This is a genomic window from Pseudomonas sp. (assembly GCF_030150285.1).
Classification (GTDB): Bacteria; Pseudomonadota; Gammaproteobacteria; order Pseudomonadales; family Pseudomonadaceae; genus Aquipseudomonas.
In genome coordinates this window covers 1-20,110 of record NZ_JASLGE010000058.1, presented here as the reverse complement: position 1 = coordinate 20,110, position 20,110 = coordinate 1, and the positions used below count along the sequence as shown (strand labels likewise).

At 58.5% G+C, this 20,110-nt stretch carries 16 protein-coding genes; 5 read left to right on the top strand and 11 right to left on the bottom strand.

Annotation, left to right across the window (positions count from 1 at the left end; translation table 11 throughout):
- Window positions 1-12: 12 nt before the first annotated feature.
- From rraA to ppsA, 3 genes are all read right to left on the bottom strand, one after another.
- Window positions 13-504 carry a ribonuclease E activity regulator RraA gene (rraA, locus tag Q1W15_RS13400; protein ID WP_300729235.1) on the bottom strand — a complete coding sequence of 164 codons (492 nt, stop codon included), beginning with the start codon at window positions 502-504 and terminating at the stop codon, window positions 13-15.
- A 222-nt stretch (window positions 505-726) separates the two neighbouring features.
- A complete protein-coding gene (locus tag Q1W15_RS13395; RefSeq protein WP_300729232.1) occupies window positions 727-1,716 on the bottom strand; it encodes an alpha/beta fold hydrolase in 990 nt (329 codons plus the stop codon).
- A gap of 101 nt (window positions 1,717-1,817) precedes the next feature.
- Window positions 1,818-4,193, bottom strand: a complete 2,376-nt coding sequence (ppsA, locus tag Q1W15_RS13390; RefSeq protein ID WP_300729230.1) for a phosphoenolpyruvate synthase — start codon at window positions 4,191-4,193, stop codon at window positions 1,818-1,820.
- Between the two features lie 179 nt (window positions 4,194-4,372).
- Between ppsA and Q1W15_RS13385 the strand changes: the two genes are divergently transcribed.
- Entirely contained in the window at window positions 4,373-5,191 is an 819-nt protein-coding gene (locus tag Q1W15_RS13385) for a pyruvate, water dikinase regulatory protein (protein WP_300729227.1), read from the top strand.
- A gap of 48 nt (window positions 5,192-5,239) precedes the next feature.
- Here the strand turns inward: Q1W15_RS13385 and Q1W15_RS13380 are convergent, their stop codons facing one another.
- The gene (locus tag Q1W15_RS13380) at window positions 5,240-6,178 is read right to left on the bottom strand and encodes an iron-sulfur-binding ferredoxin reductase (protein WP_300729224.1); all 939 of its coding nucleotides are present in this window, start codon (window positions 6,176-6,178) and stop codon (window positions 5,240-5,242) included.
- A 311-nt stretch (window positions 6,179-6,489) separates the two neighbouring features.
- Here Q1W15_RS13380 and Q1W15_RS13375 point away from each other — a divergent pair, with 311 nt between their 5' ends.
- Window positions 6,490-8,013, top strand: a complete 1,524-nt coding sequence (locus Q1W15_RS13375) for a fumarate hydratase (RefSeq protein WP_300729221.1) — start codon at window positions 6,490-6,492, stop codon at window positions 8,011-8,013.
- A 126-nt stretch (window positions 8,014-8,139) separates the two neighbouring features.
- Here Q1W15_RS13375 and yiaY read toward each other — a convergent pair whose 3' ends face one another.
- Window positions 8,140-9,288, bottom strand: a complete 1,149-nt coding sequence (gene yiaY / locus Q1W15_RS13370; protein ID WP_300729218.1) for an L-threonine dehydrogenase — start codon at window positions 9,286-9,288, stop codon at window positions 8,140-8,142.
- Between the two features lie 137 nt (window positions 9,289-9,425).
- Between yiaY and Q1W15_RS13365 the strand changes: the two genes are divergently transcribed.
- On the top strand, window positions 9,426-10,451 hold the full coding sequence (locus tag Q1W15_RS13365; protein ID WP_300729215.1) for a DUF4917 family protein: 1,026 nt from the start codon (window positions 9,426-9,428) through the stop codon (window positions 10,449-10,451).
- A 19-nt stretch (window positions 10,452-10,470) separates the two neighbouring features.
- Here Q1W15_RS13365 and Q1W15_RS13360 read toward each other — a convergent pair whose 3' ends face one another.
- The 6 genes from Q1W15_RS13360 to Q1W15_RS13335 all read right to left on the bottom strand — a co-directional run bounded on the left by Q1W15_RS13360 (window position 10,471) and on the right by Q1W15_RS13335 (window position 15,423).
- Window positions 10,471-10,767, bottom strand: a complete 297-nt coding sequence (locus Q1W15_RS13360; protein ID WP_300729212.1) for a ribbon-helix-helix domain-containing protein — start codon at window positions 10,765-10,767, stop codon at window positions 10,471-10,473.
- 15 nt (window positions 10,768-10,782) lie between these two features.
- Window positions 10,783-11,364, bottom strand: a complete 582-nt coding sequence (locus Q1W15_RS13355; RefSeq protein WP_300729209.1) for a DJ-1/PfpI family protein — start codon at window positions 11,362-11,364, stop codon at window positions 10,783-10,785.
- A gap of 114 nt (window positions 11,365-11,478) precedes the next feature.
- The gene (locus tag Q1W15_RS13350) at window positions 11,479-12,696 is read right to left on the bottom strand and encodes an SAM-dependent methyltransferase (RefSeq protein WP_300729206.1); all 1,218 of its coding nucleotides are present in this window, start codon (window positions 12,694-12,696) and stop codon (window positions 11,479-11,481) included.
- 649 nt (window positions 12,697-13,345) lie between these two features.
- A complete protein-coding gene (locus Q1W15_RS13345) occupies window positions 13,346-13,960 on the bottom strand; it encodes a TPM domain-containing protein (protein ID WP_300729201.1) in 615 nt (204 codons plus the stop codon).
- A gap of 28 nt (window positions 13,961-13,988) precedes the next feature.
- Window positions 13,989-14,729, bottom strand: a complete 741-nt coding sequence (locus Q1W15_RS13340) for a TPM domain-containing protein (protein WP_300729198.1) — start codon at window positions 14,727-14,729, stop codon at window positions 13,989-13,991.
- Window positions 14,730-14,814: 85 nt separating this feature from the next.
- The gene (locus Q1W15_RS13335) at window positions 14,815-15,423 is read right to left on the bottom strand and encodes a LemA family protein (protein ID WP_300729195.1); all 609 of its coding nucleotides are present in this window, start codon (window positions 15,421-15,423) and stop codon (window positions 14,815-14,817) included.
- Window positions 15,424-15,688: 265 nt separating this feature from the next.
- Between Q1W15_RS13335 and bglX the strand changes: the two genes are divergently transcribed.
- Together bglX and Q1W15_RS13325 are read left to right on the top strand one after the other, a co-directional pair.
- The gene (gene bglX, locus Q1W15_RS13330; RefSeq protein ID WP_300729192.1) at window positions 15,689-17,980 is read left to right on the top strand and encodes a beta-glucosidase BglX; all 2,292 of its coding nucleotides are present in this window, start codon (window positions 15,689-15,691) and stop codon (window positions 17,978-17,980) included.
- A gap of 690 nt (window positions 17,981-18,670) precedes the next feature.
- A partial coding sequence (locus Q1W15_RS13325; protein ID WP_300729189.1) for an ATP cone domain-containing protein occupies window positions 18,671-20,110 on the top strand: 1,440 nt, incomplete at its 3' end.

The following is a 20,110-nucleotide window of genomic DNA, read 5'->3' as shown; positions in this document are numbered from 1 at the left end:
AGTGAAAAGCCTTTAGTCCGGCATCTTCAGAGCCGAAGGAGAAATAATAACGCCATTATTGTCGGCATAGATGAAAGCACCGGGGCGGAACGTAACGCCCGCAAAGGTCACATCCACATTGAGATCACCCACACCGCGACGATTCGTTTTCATCGGGTGACTGGCCAGCGCCTGCACCCCCAGGTGCGTCTGCGCGATCACATCAACGTCACGGATACACCCGTAAATCACTAGCCCTTCCCAGCCGTTTTGCGCCGCTCGTTCGGCAATCATGTCGCCGAGCAAGGCGCAGCGCAACGAGCCGCCACCATCCACCACCAGCACTTTACCCTTGCCATCCAGCTCGGCCTGCTCCTTGACCCGCGAATTGTCTTCGAAACACTTGATGGTCACGATCTCGCCACCAAAGGAGTCACGCCCACCAAAGTTGCTGAACATGGGCTCAAGCACTTGCACCAAATCCGGGTAGGCATCGCACAGATCAGGGGTGATGTAATGGTTCATGAAAGTCTCCAGTTCAAGGTGGGCGTTACGGGCAGAGGAACGGCGGTGCCTTCTGTTATAGACGCTCTGACGCAAGCTGGCTTTAAATCTCGCCTTCGCAAAGGTCGAACGGCAGTACGACTCTTTTTATAAAACCAAACCAACCTAAAAGAAATGCAAAATGACCAAAAAAGCCTAAGCCGTCACATAACAGCCTGCGCTCCACTCATCCGAAACCTGATTTTAGCTAGCACTCACCTGCGCGAGTTCGACTTGCGCCACACACACGTGGGGTTCACGCAGCCAATTACCCACCAACGGCCACACCTCGTGTTGCGCCGCCTGGCTCACCAACATTTCAACGTGACTGAAATCCGACGTGAAGCCCTGGCTACGCCCCAGCACCTTAAATCGACGCTGCGCCGAGGCCAACTGATCGAACAGCTTGCGGCACGCCCATTCCGGCGTCATCCGGTCGCCGGCGGCGGCCACGACCAGCACCGGCAACTGAACCTCAGTCAAGCCGGCCCACCAGTCGCGCTCTGCATCCCTGAAACGCCCCAGAAAACCGTTCCAGCGCAAGGCCTCCAAGGCGATGCTGACGGGTTCATCTTCTGGCCCGCGCTTGAGTCGAGTACCGGACAACTGGGCAAAGCGCTTCAACAACAGGTAAGCGCCCCACTGCACCGGGGGCATTTTCAGCGACCAATAGCGACGATTGACCTGACAACCAAAAAACGCTGCCGAAGCCACATCGGCGCTCTCCAGGTACCGGCCACCCAACGCGGCAGCCAAACTGATACCGCCCTGGGAATGACCGATCCAGTGTGGGGTTTGCCCACTCTGCTCGCGCACAAATGCGCTGATAGCCGGCAAATCATAACGGGCATAGTCCGCCACACGATTCTTGCGCCAGGCCTGATTGCGTGATGAAAGGCCATGACCACGCATTTCAGGCAACCACACGTCAAAACCGGCCCGGGCCAAATAGGCGCCCAGGCCAACGCCTTTGGGCGAGTACCAGAAACGGCGATTGGAAAAGCTGCCATGCAACAGAATCACCGGCACACCCCGCACCGGGTCGGCATCAGCCTGACCCAGTCGGGTCACCACCACCTCCACGGAAATATCCGGGCTATTGGCGGGTTTCAAGCGATAAACATCTTCGCTCAAATCGCCCCGACGCTCAGCGCTGATCAGGGCAACGGGAAATAGATGACTGCTGCTTTGCATAATGCTCTTGCACAAAAAAGGGCGACTCCATGCTGGAACTCGCCCTACCACTGCTTATAAAGAGCGGGGCACCTTTAGCGCCCCGCCCTTCTCTCAACGACTCAAGCCTGCGCCTGACCTTCCGCCAGGAAGAACCAGGTTTCCAGCACGGTGTCCGGGTTCAACGAAACGCTTTCGATGCCCTGCTCCATCAGCCACAGCGCCAGATCCGGGTGATCGGACGGGCCCTGACCGCAAATACCAATGTATTTGCCCGCTTTGTTACACGCCTGAATGGCGTTGGACAGCAGCTTTTTGACCGCGGGGTTACGCTCGTCGAACAAGTGCGCGATCACACCAGAGTCACGGTCCAGGCCCAGGGTCAACTGAGTCAGGTCGTTGGAACCGATGGAGAAACCATCGAAATACTCCAGGAACTCTTCAGCCAGAATCGCGTTGGACGGCAACTCGCACATCATGATGATACGCAGGCCGTTTTCGCCACGCTTGAGGCCGTTTTCTGCCAGCAGGTCAATCACCTGGCTCGCTTCGCCCAAGGTACGCACGAACGGCACCATGATTTCGACATTGGTAAAGCCCATGTCGTTGCGCACGCGCTTGAGGGCGCGGCATTCAAGCTCAAAGCAGTCGCGAAAGTTTTCGCTGATGTAACGCGAAGCACCCCGGAAGCCCAGCATCGGGTTTTCTTCTTCCGGCTCGTACAGCTTGCCGCCGATCAGGTTGGCGTATTCGTTGGACTTGAAGTCCGACAGACGCACAATCACTTTCTTCGGCGTAAACGCGCCGGCCAACGTGCTGATGCCTTCAACCAGTTTGTCGACGTAGAAATCCACCGGGTTGCTGTAACCCGCGATGCGCTTGTCGACGCTGTCTTTGATTTCTTGCGGCAAACCGTCGTAGTTCAGCAGTGCCTTGGGGTGCACGCCGATCATGCGGTTGATGATGAACTCCAGACGGGCCAGGCCCACACCGGCGTTCGGCAACTGCGCGAAGTCAAAGGCACGGTCCGGGTTACCCACGTTCATCATGATTTTGAACGGCAGGTCCGGCATGGCGTCTACGGAGTTTTTCTTGATATCGAAGCCCAGTTCGCCTTCGAAGATAAAGCCGGTGTCGCCTTCCGCGCAGGACACCGTCACGCCCTGGCCATCTTTCAACAGCTGGGTGGCATTGCCGCAACCGACGACAGCCGGAATGCCCAGCTCACGCGCAATAATCGCGGCGTGGCAAGTACGGCCACCCCGGTTGGTGACGATGGCGCTGGCGCGCTTCATCACCGGTTCCCAGTCCGGGTCGGTCATGTCGGACACCAGCACGTCGCCCGGCTGGACTTTGTCCATTTCGGACACGTCTTTAATGATGCGCACCTTGCCCGCGCCAATGCGCTGGCCAATCGCACGGCCTTCAACCAGCACGGTGCCGGTTTCCTTGAGCAGGTAGCGCTCCATGACATTGGCCTGGGAACGGCTTTTCACGGTTTCAGGGCGAGCCTGAACGATGTACAGCTTGCCGTCGTCACCGTCCTTGGCCCACTCGATGTCCATCGGGCACTTGTAGTGCTTCTCGATGATCATCGCTTGCTTGGCCAGCTCGCTGACTTCCGCGTCGGTCAGGCAGAAACGTTCGCGATCGGCTTTCTCGACATCGATCACCTTGACCGATTTACCGGCCTTGGCTTCGTCGCCGTAGATCATTTTGATCGCTTTGCTGCCCAGGTTGCGACGCAGAATCGCCGGGCGACCCGCTTCCAGGGTTTGTTTATGGACATAGAACTCGTCCGGGTTGACCGCGCCTTGCACAACGGTTTCGCCCAGGCCGTAAGCACCGGTGATAAACACCACGTCACGGAAGCCCGACTCGGTATCCAGAGTGAACATCACGCCCGCAGTGCCAGTTTCAGAACGCACCATGCGCTGAACACCTGCCGACAGGGCGACCAGCTTGTGGTCAAAGCCCTGGTGCACACGGTAAGAAATCGCACGGTCGTTGAACAGCGAGGCAAACACTTCCTTGGCCGCACGAATCACGTTCTCAACACCACGGATGTTGAGGAAGGTTTCTTGCTGACCGGCAAAAGAGGCATCTGGCAAGTCTTCAGCGGTGGCCGAAGAACGTACGGCAACAGCCATGTCCGGGTTGCCTTGCGACAGGGTTGCAAAAGCAGTGCGGATTTCAGCGTTGAGTTTCTCAGGGAACTCGGCTTCCATGATCCATTGGCGGATCTGGGCGCCGGTCTTGGCCAGGGCATTGACGTCATCGACATCCAGCGCATCCAGCGCTGCATGGATCTGATCGTTCAAGCCGCTCAGCTCAAGAAAATCACGGTAAGCCTGGGAAGTCGTGGCAAAACCACCGGGAACGGACACACCAGCGCCTGCAAGGTTGCTGATCATCTCGCCGAGGGATGCGTTCTTGCCCCCCACATGCTCCACATCATGGACGCCGAGCTTATCGAGGGAAACTACGTACTCTACCAAGGTGATCTCTCCACTAACTGTGTTGGGAAAAGCTCAGGGTACCGGACGCTCCATCTATGGAGCCTCTCAGCGATTGTGGCCTGGACCTGGAAAATAAGTGACACTGCCTGCCATTGCGGGCGACAAAATCGCGCCTATCATATCCAAGAAACGTCACCAGCTTAAGGCCCAAGGCGCAAATGAAACGATCGGCTTTCTTTATTTCCGACGGCACCGGCATTACAGCCGAAACCCTCGGCCAGAGTTTGTTGGCACAATTTGAAAATGTAACCTTCAGCAAATTCACACGCCCCTATATAGACAGCGTGGAAAAAGCGCGGGCGATGGTACAACAAATCAACAGCGCCGCCGAGAAAGACGGCCTGCGCCCGATTATCTTCGACACCATCGTCAATCAGGACATTCGCGAGATTCTCGCGACCTCCAACGGCTTCATGATCGACATTTTTTCCAGTTTCCTCGCGCCTCTGGAACAGGAACTGGCAGAGCATTCATCCTACTCTGTAGGAAAATCCCACTCCATCGGCCACAACTCCAACTATATGGAGCGTATCGAAGCGGTGAACTTCGCCCTCGACAACGATGACGGTGCCCGCACCCACAAATACGACAAAGCCGACCTGATTCTGGTGGGCGTGTCCCGCTGTGGCAAGACCCCGACCTGTCTGTACATGGCCATGCAATTCGGTATTCGGGCCGCCAACTACCCGCTGACCGATGACGACATGGAAAGCCTGAAGCTGCCCGCTGCCTTGCGCGCGCATCAGCACAAACTCTTCGGCCTGACCATCGACCCCGACCGCCTCACGGCCATTCGTAACGAGCGCAAACCCAACAGCCGCTACTCAAGCTTCGCTCAGTGCGAATTTGAAGTGCGCGAAGTCGAACGCCTGTTTCAGCGCGAAAATATCCCGCATATCAACTCCACTCATTTCTCGGTGGAAGAGATCTCGGCCAAAATACTGGTGGAAAAAGGCGTGGAGCGGCGCTTCAAATAAACTGCGGCCGTGCCGGCACGCGGTGGCTGCCAAACGCTGGCACAGCCTTTAAGCATGGGCGACAAAGGTATCCGCCAGCAGTTGACTGCGCGGTAACCCCGCCAGAAACAAGCGTTTGGCGAAGGCCTCAACGCTGTCGGCGTGGCCGCAGACCAACGCGTGGGTCTGGCGTGATGCCACTCGCAGCTGGGCGAGAAAACCCGCCAACTCATCGCGCAGCACCCACTCAAGCTCGAGATTCGGGTGCTCGCCAGCCAACGCTTGCAGTGCTTCCCTCAGGTAATGCTCCGTGACCGTGCGCGCCACATGCACCAACCGAATCGGCCCCTGATGATCCTGGCGCAACGCTTCGCGCAACACGCCGTACAACGGCCCCAGCCCTGTGCCAGAGGCCAGTAGCCAAAGCGGCTGTTGCTGCCAGTCCGGGTCGTAGCGCAACGCCCCCCCGCGCAACTCGCCCAAGCGCACGACGTCTCCCACCTTGAACGCCCGTGCAGCATCAATAAACGCGCCGGGATGCGTGCAATCGAGGTGAAACACCAGATAGCGGTCTTCATCAGGCAGGCTGGCCAACGAATAAGGCCGCGCCACACCACTGGCTGCCCACAGCACCACATGCTGGCCCGCGCGGTAACGCAGGGGGCGCTGTGTCAACAACTGAACACGCAGCACGGTTGAACAGAGCCAGTCCAGCCCCACCACTTCGGCCGGTAAACCGTCACGTAGCGGGTCAAACACCTCGACCCACAGGTCCTCCACCACTTGGCATTGGCAAGCCAACCGCCAACCCTGCGCGCGCTGCTCGCGGGTCAATGCCTGCGGTTGGGCATCGGTGGGCTCGCCGCCGGTAATCCGCACCAGGCAGGCATGGCAACTGCCGGCCCGGCAACTGTAAGGCACCGCCACCCCGGCCTGATTCAGGCTATCGAGCACATTGGCATTCTGGGCAACCAACCAACACTGGCCGGCAACATGTAACTGGGGCACTGCTGTACTCCTGACCACTCATTTGACCCTGCAGTCGCTGCCGCAGGCTACGAAGGCGCGCCGCCGCTCTACAAAGCCCTTTAGACGTATTAGACAAAGGTCAAACAAAGCTTATCGCAGCCTTCGCCAGCGACTACAAGTTTTGCACCACAGGTGTATCACGGCGTGTGCCGGGTTATACTGCTGCGCCGTTTTTATACCGGTCATGCGTGCCCGGTATGCCCCGCAAAGATGTTTCCGACAGACCGTTGTACCAAGGTCGCAAACACCTTTTTGATTGAATGTTCCCGTCTTATAGAGGAGCGCGACCCATGACCGTGATCAAGCAAGACGACCTGATTCAGAGCGTTGCTGACGCCCTGCAATTCATTTCTTACTACCATCCCGTTGACTTCATTCAGGCCATGCACGAAGCATACCTGCGCGAAGAATCGCCAGCGGCCCGTGACTCCATGGCACAAATCCTGATCAACTCGCGCATGTGTGCCACCGGCCACCGGCCGATCTGCCAGGACACCGGCATCGTGACCGTGTTCGTGCGCGTCGGCATGGATGTGCGCTGGGATGGGGCCACCATGGGCCTGGACGACATGATCAACGAAGGCGTGCGTCGCGCTTACAACCTGCCGGAAAACGTTCTGCGCGCTTCCATCCTGGCCGACCCGGCCGGTGCTCGTCGCAACACCAAGGACAACACCCCGGCGGTGATTCACTACTCCATCGTGCCGGGTAACACCGTCGAAGTGGACGTAGCGGCCAAGGGCGGCGGCTCCGAGAACAAGTCGAAAATGGCCATGCTCAACCCGTCCGACTCGATCGTTGACTGGGTGCTCAAGACCGTTCCGACCATGGGCGCGGGCTGGTGCCCACCGGGCATGCTCGGCATCGGCATCGGCGGCACGGCTGAAAAAGCGGCAGTGATGGCCAAGGAAGTGTTGATGGAATCCATCGACATTCACGAGCTGATCAAGCGCGGCCCGTCCAACCGTATCGAAGAGATGCGTATCGAGCTGTTCGAGAAGGTCAACCAACTGGGCATCGGTGCCCAGGGCCTCGGCGGTCTGACCACCGTGCTCGACGTTAAAATCATGGACTACCCGACCCACGCAGCTTCGCTGCCGGTGTGCATGATCCCGAACTGCGCGGCCACCCGCCACGCCCACTTCGTGCTGGACGGCTCCGGCCCGGCCGCTCTCGAAGCGCCACCGCTGGACGCCTACCCGGAAATCGTCTGGGAAGCCGGCCCTTCGGCCCGCCGTGTCAACCTCGACACACTGACCCCGGAAGACGTGCAAAGCTGGAAGCCGGGCGAAACCGTGCTGCTGAACGGCAAAATGCTCACCGGCCGTGACGCAGCGCACAAGCGCATGGTTGAAATGCTGAACAGGGGTGAAACCTTGCCGGTCGACCTCAAGGGTCGCTTCATCTACTACGTAGGCCCGGTTGATCCGGTGGGCGACGAAGTGGTTGGCCCGGCAGGCCCGACGACCGCCACGCGGATGGACAAGTTCACCCGTCAGATCCTCGACCAGACCGGCCTGCTGGGCATGATCGGCAAGTCCGAGCGCGGCCCTACTGCCATCGAAGCGATCAAGGAACACAAAGCCGTGTACCTGATGGCCGTCGGCGGCGCGGCGTACCTGGTGGCTCAGGCCATCAAGAAATCGCGGGTGGTGGCATTTGCCGAACTGGGTATGGAAGCAATCTACGAGTTCGACGTTAAAGACATGCCTGTAACCGTGGCTGTCGACAGCAAAGGCGAGTCGGTGCACATCACCGGCCCGGCGATCTGGCAGAAGAAAATCAGCGACAGCCTGGCCGTTGAAGTGCAATAAGCACGGCTAAGCCAGACACAAAAACGGCCGGGTGAATAACCCGGCCGTTTTTTTTAGGCGTCATTTAAACCCTTCACCCCAGGTCTGCGCAAAAAGCAGAAAACTGGGGCGAGGGCCATGTTGCCATCAGAACGCGTTACGGAAGATCTCTTCAATCTGAGCCTGATCTGCCGTGCGCGGGTTGGTAAACCCACAGGCGTCTTTCAGCGCGTTGGTTGCCAGCACCGGGATGTCTTCCAGTTTAGCCCCCAAGTCCCGCAGCCCTGCCGGGATCTCAACATCCTTGGCCAAAGCACGAATCGCTGCGATGGCGGCATGTGCGCCCTGCTCCGGGCTCAGGCCGCGCACGTCCGCGCCCAGCGCATGGGCCACATCGGTCAAACGGGACGCACACACGCTGGCGTTAAACGTCTGCACATGCGGCAGCAAGACCGCGTTGCACACCCCGTGCGGCAAGTCGTAGAAACCGCCCAACTGATGCGCCATCGCATGCACAAACCCCAGCGACGCATTGTTAAAGGCCATGCCCGCGAGGAACTGCGCATAGGCCATGTTTTCACGCGCGGTCAGGTCCTTGCCCTCACGCACGGCCTGGCGCAGGTTCTGGCTGATCAACTCCATGGCCTTGATCGCGCAGGCATCCGTGATCGGCGTGGCGGCCGTCGACACATACGCTTCAATCGCATGGGTCAAGGCATCCATCCCCGTGGCGGCGGTGAGGCCTTTAGGCATGGCCGCCATCAACTCAGGGTCGTTGACCGACAGCAGCGGGGTCACGTTACGGTCGACAATGGCCATTTTCACGTGGCGTTCTTCGTCCGTGATGATGCAAAAACGGGTCATCTCACTGGCCGTACCGGCGGTGGTGTTGATCGACACCAGCGGCAGTTGCGGCTTGGTTGAGCGATCAACCCCTTCGTAATCGCGGATATGCCCGCCGTTGGTGGCACACAACGCAATCCCTTTAGCGCAGTCATGGGGCGACCCGCCGCCCAGCGACACAATAAAGTCGCAGTCATGCTGTTTAAGCACCTTGAGGCCCGACTCCACGTTGAGAATGCTGGGGTTGGGCTTGGCACCGTCGAAAATAACCGACTCAATGTCCTGCAACGCCAGCTTCTCGGCGATCAGCGTCGCAACGCCCGCCTTGGCCAGCCCAGCGTCCGTCACAATCAATGCATGGCGAAAACCATAATTGCGAATCGCAGTCATGGCCTCATCCAGGCAACCGTTACCCATAATATTTACGGCAGGAATAAAGAAAGTGCTGGTCATGGCGAGTCCTCTTGGCGGGTCATGGGCGTAATCACGCCCTACAGCATCACCCATTCGGCCTACCGTAATGTTGATCTAGCTCAACGCTTGAGCGTGATAAAGTCCTACACCGCCCCCGCCTTGAGACGATACTTGCGATGACCCCATTCCAGGAATTTGATGCCGAACTAGAAGACTGGAACACCCTTCGCACCCGCACGCCGTGCAGCGGGCTATTGCTGGGTAACGGTGCAAGCATGGCGGTATGGCATGACTTTTATTACGACTCGCTGTTTGAAAAAGCCAAAACCGTCGCAGAAAAGCCCCTTAGCCAGACCGAACTCAGCGTCTTCGAAGCCTTGGGCACCCGTAACTTTGAGCACACACTGAGCGCGCTCAAAACCGCGAGCAAGGTCAACAAAGCCCTGGCGATCAACTCTGCTTCACCGCGCAAGCGCTACTACGCCATCAAAGAAGCCCTGATCAATTGCACGCAAGATGTGCATATCCCATGGCGCTTGATGCGGCCTGACACCCTGGGCTGCTGGAACGAAGAATTGGCGCGTTACGCCACCGTGTACTGCTCAAACTATGATTTGCTGACGCCGTGGGCCGTGATGCACGCCCCGAAAGCATTCACCGACGCATTCGGCACGCCCCACGGGACATTCGAACCCGCCGCCGTGCAAGCCAAAAGCCGGGCAACCCGTGTGCTGTACCTGCACGGTGGCCTGCACCTGGTCAAAAACCAGGAAGGCAAGGCGCGCAAGATCATCGCCAATGAACCCACTTTGCTCAGCAACTTTGCGATCAATCACTCCATTAGCGCACTGGACGATGTGCCGTTGTTTGTCAGCGAAAGCAGCAGTGATGACAAGCGCAAGTCGATTCGCCAATGCGATTACTTGTCCTGGTGCCATCAGCAGTTAATGACCCATAAAGACGCGCTGTGCATCTTTGGCCACAGCTTGGGCGAGCAAGACCGGCACCTGATTGATGCCCTGCGCCAGGCACCGCTAAAAACCCTGTGCCTGTCCATTTACCCGCGCAGCGAAGCGTTTATCCGCTTCCAGAAAAACCACTACAGCAGCCTGTTTGCCGACACCAAGCTGACGCTACGGTTCTTTAACTCAAAAACCCACCCGCTGGGCTACACAGCCCACGCGGTGCCGGTCGAAGCCTGAACCGGGAAGCAGCGCTGGCTTAGCCTGAACGCGACACCACACTCAAGGCCGGTGCCCTGCGCTGGCTGAGAAAGCGGGTACAGCTCACACGCAGAAACGAGGCGAAGTTGACCACTTCGCCGCGGTAATCCATCACCTCTTCATACAGCTTGGCCACCAACTGATTGGTGGTCATGCCATCGGCCTGGGCAATGTCGCTCAGAATGTCCCAAAACTGGTTTTCCAGGCGCAAGGTGGTGACCACGCCGCAAATACGCAAGGAACGCGAGCGCGACTCGTAAAGAATCGGGTCGGCTTTGACATACAGCTCACACATGGTCACGCCCTCTGCTTACACGGTAATGGTGGTGCCGAGCAGCCCCAGGAAACCCGCCAGCCACGCCGGGTGCGCAGGCCAGGCCGGTGCCGTGGCCAGGTTGCCTTGCACATGGGCCTGGGTCACGTCGATATCGATGTAGGTACCGCCCGCCAGGCGCACTTCCGGGGCGCACGCCGGGTAAGCGCTGCATTCACGCCCGGCCAAAATGCCCGCAGCGGCCAGCAACTGCGCGCCATGACAGACCGCCGCAATGGGTTTGCCTGCCTTGTCGAAATCACGCACCAGCTCAAGTACCTTTTCGTTCAGGCGCAGGTATTCAGGCGCTCGGCCGCCGGGCACCAGCAGCGCGTCATAGTCATCGGCCTTGACCTGATCGAAATCAAAGTTCAGGGCAAACAGATGACCCGGCTTTTCGCTGTAGGTCTGATCGCCCTCGAAATCGTGAATGGCGGTGCGAACGGTCTGGCCCGACACCTTGCCGGGGCACACCGTGTGAACGTGATGACCCACCATCAACAGCGCCTGAAACGGCACCATCACTTCGTAGTCTTCAACGTAATCGCCGACCAGCATCAAGATTTTTTTTGCCGCCATGGTGAATGCTCCTCAAGGGGTACGTGGGCCAACAAGAGTAGCCAAGGTACGCCCTGAGCGCCCGTGCGGGTAATAGCCATGTACTACGTACCCGCCAGAATGCGTCCTACCGCGTTACTTCAGCAAACCATCGGCCTGCAACAACGTTTCAAGGCAATGCTCCTGAATGCCGTAGAACGCCTTCAATTCCTGGATTTTCACCCACAACGGCGCTGGGTCCACCGGCTCGGCGCGCTTGACCGCCAGAATCATCTTGTTCTTGTTGGTGTGCTCCAGCGAGATGAACTCAAACACTTTGGTTTCATAGCCGCAGGCCTCAAGGAACAGTGCCCGCAGGCTGTCGGTCACCATTTCGGCCTGCTGGCCCAGGTGCAAGCCGTATTGCAGCATGGGCTTGAGCAAGGCCGGGCTCTGGATTTGCAGGCGGATCTGCTTGTGGCAGCACGGCGAACACATGATGATCGCGGCCCCGGAGCGGATGCCCATATGAATCGCATAGTCGGTGGCAATGTCGCAGGCATGCAGGGCGATCATCACATCGATGGGGGTGGGCGCAAAACTGCGTACATCGCCGTGCTGGAAGCTCAGCCCCGGGTGCTCCAGGCGCTGCGCGGCGTTATTGCACAACGTGACCATGTCTTCGCGCAGCTCAACCCCCGTGACCAGGCCTTCGGCTTTGAGGCCGTGGCGCAGGTAATCGTGGATGGCAAACGTCAGGTAGCCCTTGCCCGAGCCAAAGTCCACCACCTTGACCGGCTGATCGAGCGCAAGCGGTGACGTGCTCAAGGCATGGGAAAACACCTCGATAAATTTGTTGATCTGCTTCCACTTGCGCGACATCGCCGGTATCAGCTCTTGCTGCTGATTGGTCACGCCCAAGTCCGCCAGAAACGGCCGCGTCAAATCCACAAAGCGATTCTTCTCACGGTTATGCCCCGCCGACGGTACTTCACGGGCCTGCTGACTCTTACCCTTGAACAGCGCGCTCTTACCCTTTTTGCTGTACTCCAGTTGCACCTCATCGGTCAGCGTCAGCAAATGCGCATTCTTGAACGCCTCGGGCAACAACCCGGCGACCACCGCCACCCCCTCGCCCAGCGGGAAATTCTTGGTGATATCACGGGTTTTATAGCGGTACACAAACGACAGGCAAGGCTGCTCTTTGACCGTGACCTGCTTAATGATGATGCGCTGCAACTCGGCTTCCGGGCCGACATACTTGGCCAGCACCAGCTTGATAAACGAATTTTGCGCCAGCCCGGTTTCCAGCAGGTTCAAAAATTGCGCACGATGATCCGGCACAGACGCAGCGGTGGTAGCAGTCACTGACATTGAAAAAGGTGCCTCGGGATGCAGGAGGGGGAACAGAACAGGAATGGGCGCTATTTTAAGCAGGTTAGGGGCTGGGGGCACGGGGTAATTTTCAAGGGCTTGGGCGCGAAGTAATATGAGCTGTATTTTACATTCGTCATCTACTTCAATTCCCAATCAAGCTCGCCATTAACACGTTGTGCATTTATTTCTTTCAGATCATTTTCTACCTTCATGACTCACCCGCCTTTACAAAGCACCTAACTCAAATTCTCTTTACGCCTAACTTTGTTAATCCACCCCACTAAAAACCCACCAACCACCGCGGCAAAGGCACTTGAGTTACGCTCTTCGACACGCCCCCTCAACGAAAAATACATCGTAAATAAAGCACACAACACGGTTAAAACTACATACACATAAAAAACCGCAGCCCTGAACACCTCGGGCACCACTCGCCGCGCCACGCGCAGCCACAAACTAGTCACTCTTTATAAAAATAACAATTCGTAATAGTACAAACCAATAAAATAAACATCAAACAAATAAAAACCACAGAAGACAAGGAACTTGCTTATCAATACATAAGAATGAAACCACACCTTAATTACACAAACCTCCGACACTTTCCGGGTGAATGTCGGAGATTTCAAAAGCAAACAATCGGTCTTTACAACACCACCAACCGATTAGGCAATTGATTGCGTGTTTGGGTTTTCGGTATGTGTTTTTCCAGCAGTTCGGCGCTGGCGTCGATGCACGCAATAAAGCCTTCAGCCGTGTGCCCCAGCGCCACTCGGCGCACAAAGTCGTTGACGATGCTGCCCCAGTCGCTGTTGTCCAGGTGCCGGGAAATGCCTTCGTCGACGATGATTTCGACGTAGCGTTCGGCTTCGCTGACAAAGATCAGCACCCCGGTACGGTCTTGGGTGTGGTGCAGTTTTTGTTCGAGAAATTGACGCCGCGCCAGGTTGCTGGCCCGCCAGTGGCGAACGCGGGCCGGGATCAGGAAGGTGGTCAACACCGGGATGCGGAAGATCAGGCTAAGCACGACAAAGGTGGCCCATTGCAGCATGAGCAAGGAGTAGATCGTCATGTCGCTGCTGATAAAGTGCACCAGCGCCGGGACGGCCAGGGCTATCAGGCTGGCCCACAGCAAGGGGATGTAGCTGTAGTCATCGGCGCGCGGGGCGAGCACGGTGACAATTTCTGCGTCGGTGCGCTGTTCGGCGCGGGTCACGGCCTCTTCGACCTGCCGTTTTTGCGCGTGTGTGAGTAAAGCCATACGTTTCAATGCCCGTTTAAAAGTTGAATTACCAGCCGCCCGAAGCACCACCGCCACCAAAACTGCCGCCGCCACCCCGAAAACCGCCACCGCCGCCACGCCCGAAGCCGCCCCCGCCAAAACCGCCGGAACGTGAGCTGCCGCCACCGCCCGCGTTGCAAATGCCGAGGAATTGGCACACAGCCACTCCCGCGACGAACAGTAAAAACAGCAGCACCACCACACCGGGGTGTTGCGCCATAAAGTCATCGCCGCCGCCCTGCCCGCTGGCGTAAGCCGGCTCGGCTAATGGGGTGCCGCCCAGCACCTGGAGCATGGCGGCGGCACCGTCACGAATGCCTTGGCTAACGTTACCCGCCCTGAAAGCCGGGGTGATGACCTGGTTGATGATCACTGACGACTGCGCGTCGGTGAGGCGGTCTTCCAGGCCGTAGCCCACTTCGATCCGCAGTTTGCGGTCGTCGCGGGCCACGATCAGCAGTGCCCCGTTATTCTTGTCTTTCTGCCCGATACCCCAGGCCCGGCCTAATTGGTAGCCGAACTCTTCAATGGGGGTGCCCTGCAGGTCTGGCACTGTCACCACCACGACTTGCTCACCCGTGGCTTTTTCGTGAGCCTCCAGGGTTTGCGTCAACTGTTGGCGGGTGGCAGGGTCGAGCATCTGCCCGTTATCCACCACCCGCCCGCTCAGCGTCGGAAACGTCAGCGCCTGTGCGGTAGTGATAAAGAGCCAAAGCAACAAGCCCAAACCCGGTTTTAATACGCGCATCAACACCTCGTGTGGTGGTTGAGACTGTAGGCGCAAGCTTGCTCGCGATCTTTTGATCTTTAAAAGCAAAGCTCGCGCCGACACGTTAGAACTTCACTTCGGGTGCTTGGTCAGCACCCGGCGTGGTGGCTTCGAAGGTCGGGCGTACGGGTAAGTCGCTGTACATCACGGCATGCCACAGACGGCCCGGGAAGGTGCGGATTTCGGTGTTGTAGCGCTCAACCGCAAGAATAAAGTCGCGACGGGCCACGCTGATGCGGTTTTCCGTGCCCTCAAGTTGCGATTGCAACGCAAGGAAGTTCTGGTTGGACTTCAGCTCCGGGTAACGTTCCGACACCACCATCAGGCGGCTCAAGGCACCGGTCAGTTGGTTTTGAGCGTCCTGGAACTGTTTGAGTTTTTCCGGATTGTCCAGGGTGCTGGCATCCACTTGAATCGAGGTGGCTTTAGCCCGCGCTTCGATCACGGCCGTCAGCGTGGCCTGCTCTTGCCTGGCCGCGCCCTTGACGGTTTCAACCAGGTTGGGGATCAGGTCGGCGCGGCGCTGATACTGGTTCTGTACTTGCGACCAGGCCGCCTTGACCTGCTCATCCAGGGTCGGAATGGTATTAATCCCGCACCCGGCCAATAGGCTGCTCAATGCCATCAGGGCGATGACTTTCCAGCTAAGGGCTCTAACGCTGTGTGTGGTCATGCTTATGACGCTCCGAAACGAATCGATTGAGTACATGGACAGCCTAATAGCGCAGAAAACTCCCACGCGCGACTGAATATCGCTGTGCACCACTGGATTGGCAGTGGCGAATCAGCTAAAAGACACCCTCAAATGTAGGAATATTCTCATGTAAAGATAGGTCAATTCTTTGCGGCGAGTATTTTCAGACATCCCCCCCGAACAACATCGCTGCACGAACGTGGGCCGCCCTCGCGTTCCGTGAGCCGCCGCGTAGAAGACCTTGATGAGAATTATGTGTTTGCTGGGCCTCGCCATCAGCCTGGCCAGTCAGGCTGTCTGGGCCCAAAACCCGCCTGCCCCGCTCCCGCCCAAAGCGGTTTTTGTGGAAGCGTTACTCAAGCAAATGACCGTCGAGGAGAAGGTCGGCCAATTGCGTCTGATCAGCATCGGCCCTGAAATGCCCCGCGAACTGATCCGCAAGGAGATCGCCGCCGGCCGCATCGGCGGCACGTTCAATTCCATCAGCCGCGCCGAAAACCGCCCAATGCAGGACGCAGCCCAGCGCAGCCGTCTGAAAATTCCGATGTTTTTTGCCTATGACGTGATTCACGGCCATCGCACCATTTTCCCCATCAGCCTGGCCCTGGCCTCCAGCTGGGACATGGACGCCATCGCCCTCAGCGGCCGCGTTGCCGCCAAAGAGGCCAGCGCCGACAGCATCGACCTGACCTTCGCGCCGATGGTCGACATCGCTCGCGACCCGCGCTGGGGCCGCACCTCCGAAGGGTTTGGCGAAGACACCTATTTAGTCTCGCGCATCGCCAAAGTGATGGTGCAGGCCTATCAGGGCGCGTCGCCCGCGCTGGCTGGCAACATCATGGCCAGCGTTAAACACTTTGCCCTGTACGGCGCGATTGAAGGCGGCCGCGACTACAACACCGTCGACATGAGCCCGGTGCGCATGTTCCAGGACTACTTGCCGCCCTACCGTGCCGCGATTGATGCCGGCGCGGGGGGCGTGATGGTGGCGCTGAACTCGATCAACGGCGTACCCGCCACCGCCAACCTGTGGTTGATGCAAGACCTGCTGCGCAAGGACTGGGGCTTCAAGGGCGTTGCCGTCAGTGACCACGGTGCGATTTTTGAACTGATCAAGCACGGCGTCGCCAAGGACGGGCGTGAAGCCGCCAAACTGGCGATCAAGGCCGGTATCGACATGAGCATGAACGACTCGCTGTACGGCGAAGAGTTACCCGGCTTGATCAAATCGGGCGAGGTGCCGCAGAGCGACCTGGACAACGCCGTGCGCGAAGTGCTCGGGGCCAAGTACGACATGGGCCTGTTTGCCGACCCGTACCTGCGCATCGGCAAGGCCGAGGATGACCCGGCCGACACCCAGGCCGAAAGCCGTCTGCACCGCCAAGAGGCACGGGAGGTGGCACGCAAAAGCCTGGTGCTGCTGAAAAACCGGGCCGAGACCCTGCCGCTGAACAAACAGGCGCGCATCGCACTGGTGGGCCCGCTGGCCAACGCCCCCATTGACATGATGGGCAGTTGGGCGGCCAACGGTCAGCCCGCGCAATCGGTGACCGTGCTGGACGGCTTGCGCACGGCAATGGGCCCACAAGGCTCACTGATGTATGCCCGTGGGGCCAATATTACCGACGATCAAAGCATCGTCGATTACCTCAACTTCCTCAATTTCGATGCACCGGAAGTGGTCAACGACCCGCGCCCGGCGCAGGTCATGATTGACGAGGCGGTCAAGGCCGCGCAGCAGTCCGATGTGGTCGTGGCGGTGGTCGGTGAGTCGCGGGGCATGTCTCACGAGTCGTCCAGCCGCACCGACCTCAATATTCCGGCCAGCCAACAGGCGTTGATCACCGCGCTCAAGGCCACCGGCAAACCGTTGGTGCTCGTGCTGATGAACGGCCGCCCGTTGTCGATCGACAAGCAACAGCAACAGGCTGACGCCGTGCTGGAAACCTGGTTCAGCGGCACCGAAGGCGGTAACGCGATTGCCGACGTGCTGTTCGGCGACTACAACCCGTCGGGCAAGCTGCCCATCACGTTCCCACGCTCCGTAGGGCAGATTCCCAGCTACTACAACCACCTGAGCATTGGCCGCCCCTTTACACCGGGCAAGCCGGGCAATTACACCTCGCAGTACTTTGACGAGCCCAACACGCCGCTGTACCCCTTCGGTTATGGCCTGAGCTACACGGACTTCAGCCTCTCGCCTGTCAGCCTGTCGGCCAAGACCCTGAAGCCTGGGCACACCCTGACCGCCAGCGTCACGGTGAAAAACACCGGCAAGCGTGAAGGCGAGACCGTGGTGCAGTTGTACCTGCGCGACGTCGCGGCGTCGATGAGCCGCCCGGTCAAGGAACTGAAGAACTTCCAGAAAATCCTGCTCAAGCCCGGCGAGCAGCAGGTCGTTGAATTCACCCTCGACGAGCACGACCTGAAGTTCTACAACGCGCAATTGAAGTACGCCGCCGAACCGGGTGAGTTCGAGGTGTACATAGGCCTGGACTCGCAAAACGTTCAGCAAAACAGCTTCGAACTGCTGTAATTTCGCGCCCTTTTCGCCAAGGCCTTTCGGGGCCTTGGCGACCCCTCTTTGGCGCTTTTTTCGCTTGACCTTTCCTATCTTTAGGCCCGCTCCAAAATGCGTTCGGACAGCGCTGTTTTTTATGGTAGGGTTCGCGCCCTCAAAATGCGGCGCAAACATTTTAGTCCCGCTCATCGTGGTGACAAACGGCAAAAAGCCGGGGCCATGCGGCCTACATGGAGCTTCAGGGATTCACACACAATTTACACACAGAGTTATCCACAGGTCGCATTTGCGCAACCCCTGTAAATCACATATCTTGTATTAGCCCCGCCAAAAAACCCTACATATAGGGTTTACGGCCAAAAACCCAACACAACTCAGACGAGAATTTCAAGCCCTTTTCTCGCGCCTGTCGGGTTAAACCAAACGCTCTTTTTAACGTCCAAACCGCTCGTGCGGATGACAGTCGATTTCCGGCTTGAAAGCCGGAAATAGGCCCGAGTGTTGCAGTAGAAATACTGTCACTCACAAGGAATACGGTTTGCGGCAGCACGCGCGAATCCAAAACTTCGGCACGGAAGCGGCTTCAACCCCCTTTCTGTACGTCCCGAAGTGGTTATGCCCGGTTCACGCCGGTTGTAGTGCTTCAGGACGTCACGGTGGGCATCGAAAGTGCCCAAATAAACATAGAGAATGTGGAGACACCCCATGCAAACCGACACAACTCGCGAGAACTCGCAGGGCCCTGATTCAACTCTGGATCTGTCTGCGACCGCGCCTGGCCAATTGCGTGTGATCAAGCGTAACGGGACCGTCGTCCCTTACACCGATGACAAGATCACCGTCGCCATCACCAAAGCGTTTCTCGCAGTTGAGGGCGGCCAAGCAGCTGCCTCGTCGCGCATTCACGACACCGTGGCGCGCCTGACCGAACAGGTCACCGCCACCTTCAAGCGCCGCATGCCATCGGGCGGCACTATCCACATCGAAGAAATCCAGGACCAGGTTGAACTGGCCCTGATGCGTGCCGGCGAGCAAAAAGTGGCCCGCGACTACGTGATCTACCGTGATGCCCGCTCCAAGGAACGCGCCACCCGCGCCCCGGCCCAAGACGCCGTGCAGGCGCACCCGTCCATCCGCATCACCCGCGCCGACGGTACATTCGCGCCGCTCGACATGGGCCGCCTGAACACCATCGTCACCGAAGCCTGCGAAGGCCTGGCTGAAGTTGACGGCGACCTGATCCAGCGCGAAACCCTGAAAAACCTGTACGACGGCGTTGCGCTGAGCGACGTCAACACCGCCCTGGTGATGACCGCCCGCACCTTGGTTGAGCGCGAGCCGAACTACTCGTTCGTGACCGCCCGCCTGCTGATGGACACGCTGCGTGCTGAAGGCCTGAACTTCCTGCAAGTGGCCGACAGCGCCACCCACCACGAAATGGCTGACCTGTACGCCAAGGCCTTGCCGGCCTACATCGCCAAAGGTATCGAATTCGACCTGTTGAACCCGGTGCTGGCCACCTTCGACCTGGAAAAACTGGGCAAGGCGATCAACCACGAGCGTGATCAGCAGTTCACCTACCTGGGCCTGCAAACCCTGTACGACCGTTACTTCATCCACAAGGATGGCGTGCGTTTCGAACTGCCGCAGATCTTCTTTATGCGCGTGGCCATGGGCCTGGCAATCGAAGAGAAGCAAAAAGAAGACCGCGCCATCGAGTTCTACAACTTGCTGTCGTCCTTCGACTACATGGCGTCCACGCCAACCCTGTTCAACGCCGGTACTCAGCGCCCGCAGCTGTCCAGCTGCTACCTGACCACCGTGCCGGACGACCTGTCGGGCATCTACCACGCGATCCACGACAACGCCATGTTGTCCAAATTCGCCGGTGGCCTGGGCAACGACTGGACGCCTGTACGTGCGCTGGGTTCGTGGATCAAGGGCACCAACGGCAAATCCCAGGGCGTTGTGCCGTTCCTCAAAGTAGTGAACGACACCGCCGTGGCCGTGAACCAGGGTGGCAAGCGCAAGGGCGCTGTGTGTGCCTACCTGGAAACCTGGCACATGGACATCGAAGAGTTCATCGAGCTGCGCAAGAACACCGGTGATGACCGCCGTCGTACCCACGACATGAACACCGCCAAC

What these genes read in the sequence shown, in the direction of transcription:
- rraA (WP_300729235.1), bottom strand. Translation starts at nt 504, where the DNA reads ATGAACCATTACATCACCCCTGATCTGTGCGATGCCTACCCGGATTTG.
- Q1W15_RS13395 (WP_300729232.1), bottom strand. Translation starts at nt 1,716, where the DNA reads ATGCAAAGCAGCAGTCATCTATTTCCCGTTGCCCTGATCAGCGCTGAG.
- Q1W15_RS13385 (WP_300729227.1), top strand. Translation starts at nt 4,373, where the DNA reads ATGAAACGATCGGCTTTCTTTATTTCCGACGGCACCGGCATTACAGCC.
- Q1W15_RS13375 (WP_300729221.1), top strand. Translation starts at nt 6,490, where the DNA reads ATGACCGTGATCAAGCAAGACGACCTGATTCAGAGCGTTGCTGACGCC.
- yiaY (WP_300729218.1), bottom strand. Translation starts at nt 9,288, where the DNA reads ATGACCAGCACTTTCTTTATTCCTGCCGTAAATATTATGGGTAACGGT.
- Q1W15_RS13365 (WP_300729215.1), top strand. Translation starts at nt 9,426, where the DNA reads ATGACCCCATTCCAGGAATTTGATGCCGAACTAGAAGACTGGAACACC.
- Q1W15_RS13360 (WP_300729212.1), bottom strand. Translation starts at nt 10,767, where the DNA reads ATGTGTGAGCTGTATGTCAAAGCCGACCCGATTCTTTACGAGTCGCGC.
- Q1W15_RS13355 (WP_300729209.1), bottom strand. Translation starts at nt 11,364, where the DNA reads ATGGCGGCAAAAAAAATCTTGATGCTGGTCGGCGATTACGTTGAAGAC.
- Q1W15_RS13350 (WP_300729206.1), bottom strand. Translation starts at nt 12,696, where the DNA reads ATGTCAGTGACTGCTACCACCGCTGCGTCTGTGCCGGATCATCGTGCG.
- Q1W15_RS13345 (WP_300729201.1), bottom strand. Translation starts at nt 13,960, where the DNA reads ATGGCTTTACTCACACACGCGCAAAAACGGCAGGTCGAAGAGGCCGTG.
- Q1W15_RS13340 (WP_300729198.1), bottom strand. Translation starts at nt 14,729, where the DNA reads ATGCGCGTATTAAAACCGGGTTTGGGCTTGTTGCTTTGGCTCTTTATC.
- Q1W15_RS13335 (WP_300729195.1), bottom strand. Translation starts at nt 15,423, where the DNA reads ATGACCACACACAGCGTTAGAGCCCTTAGCTGGAAAGTCATCGCCCTG.
- bglX (WP_300729192.1), top strand. Translation starts at nt 15,689, where the DNA reads ATGAGAATTATGTGTTTGCTGGGCCTCGCCATCAGCCTGGCCAGTCAG.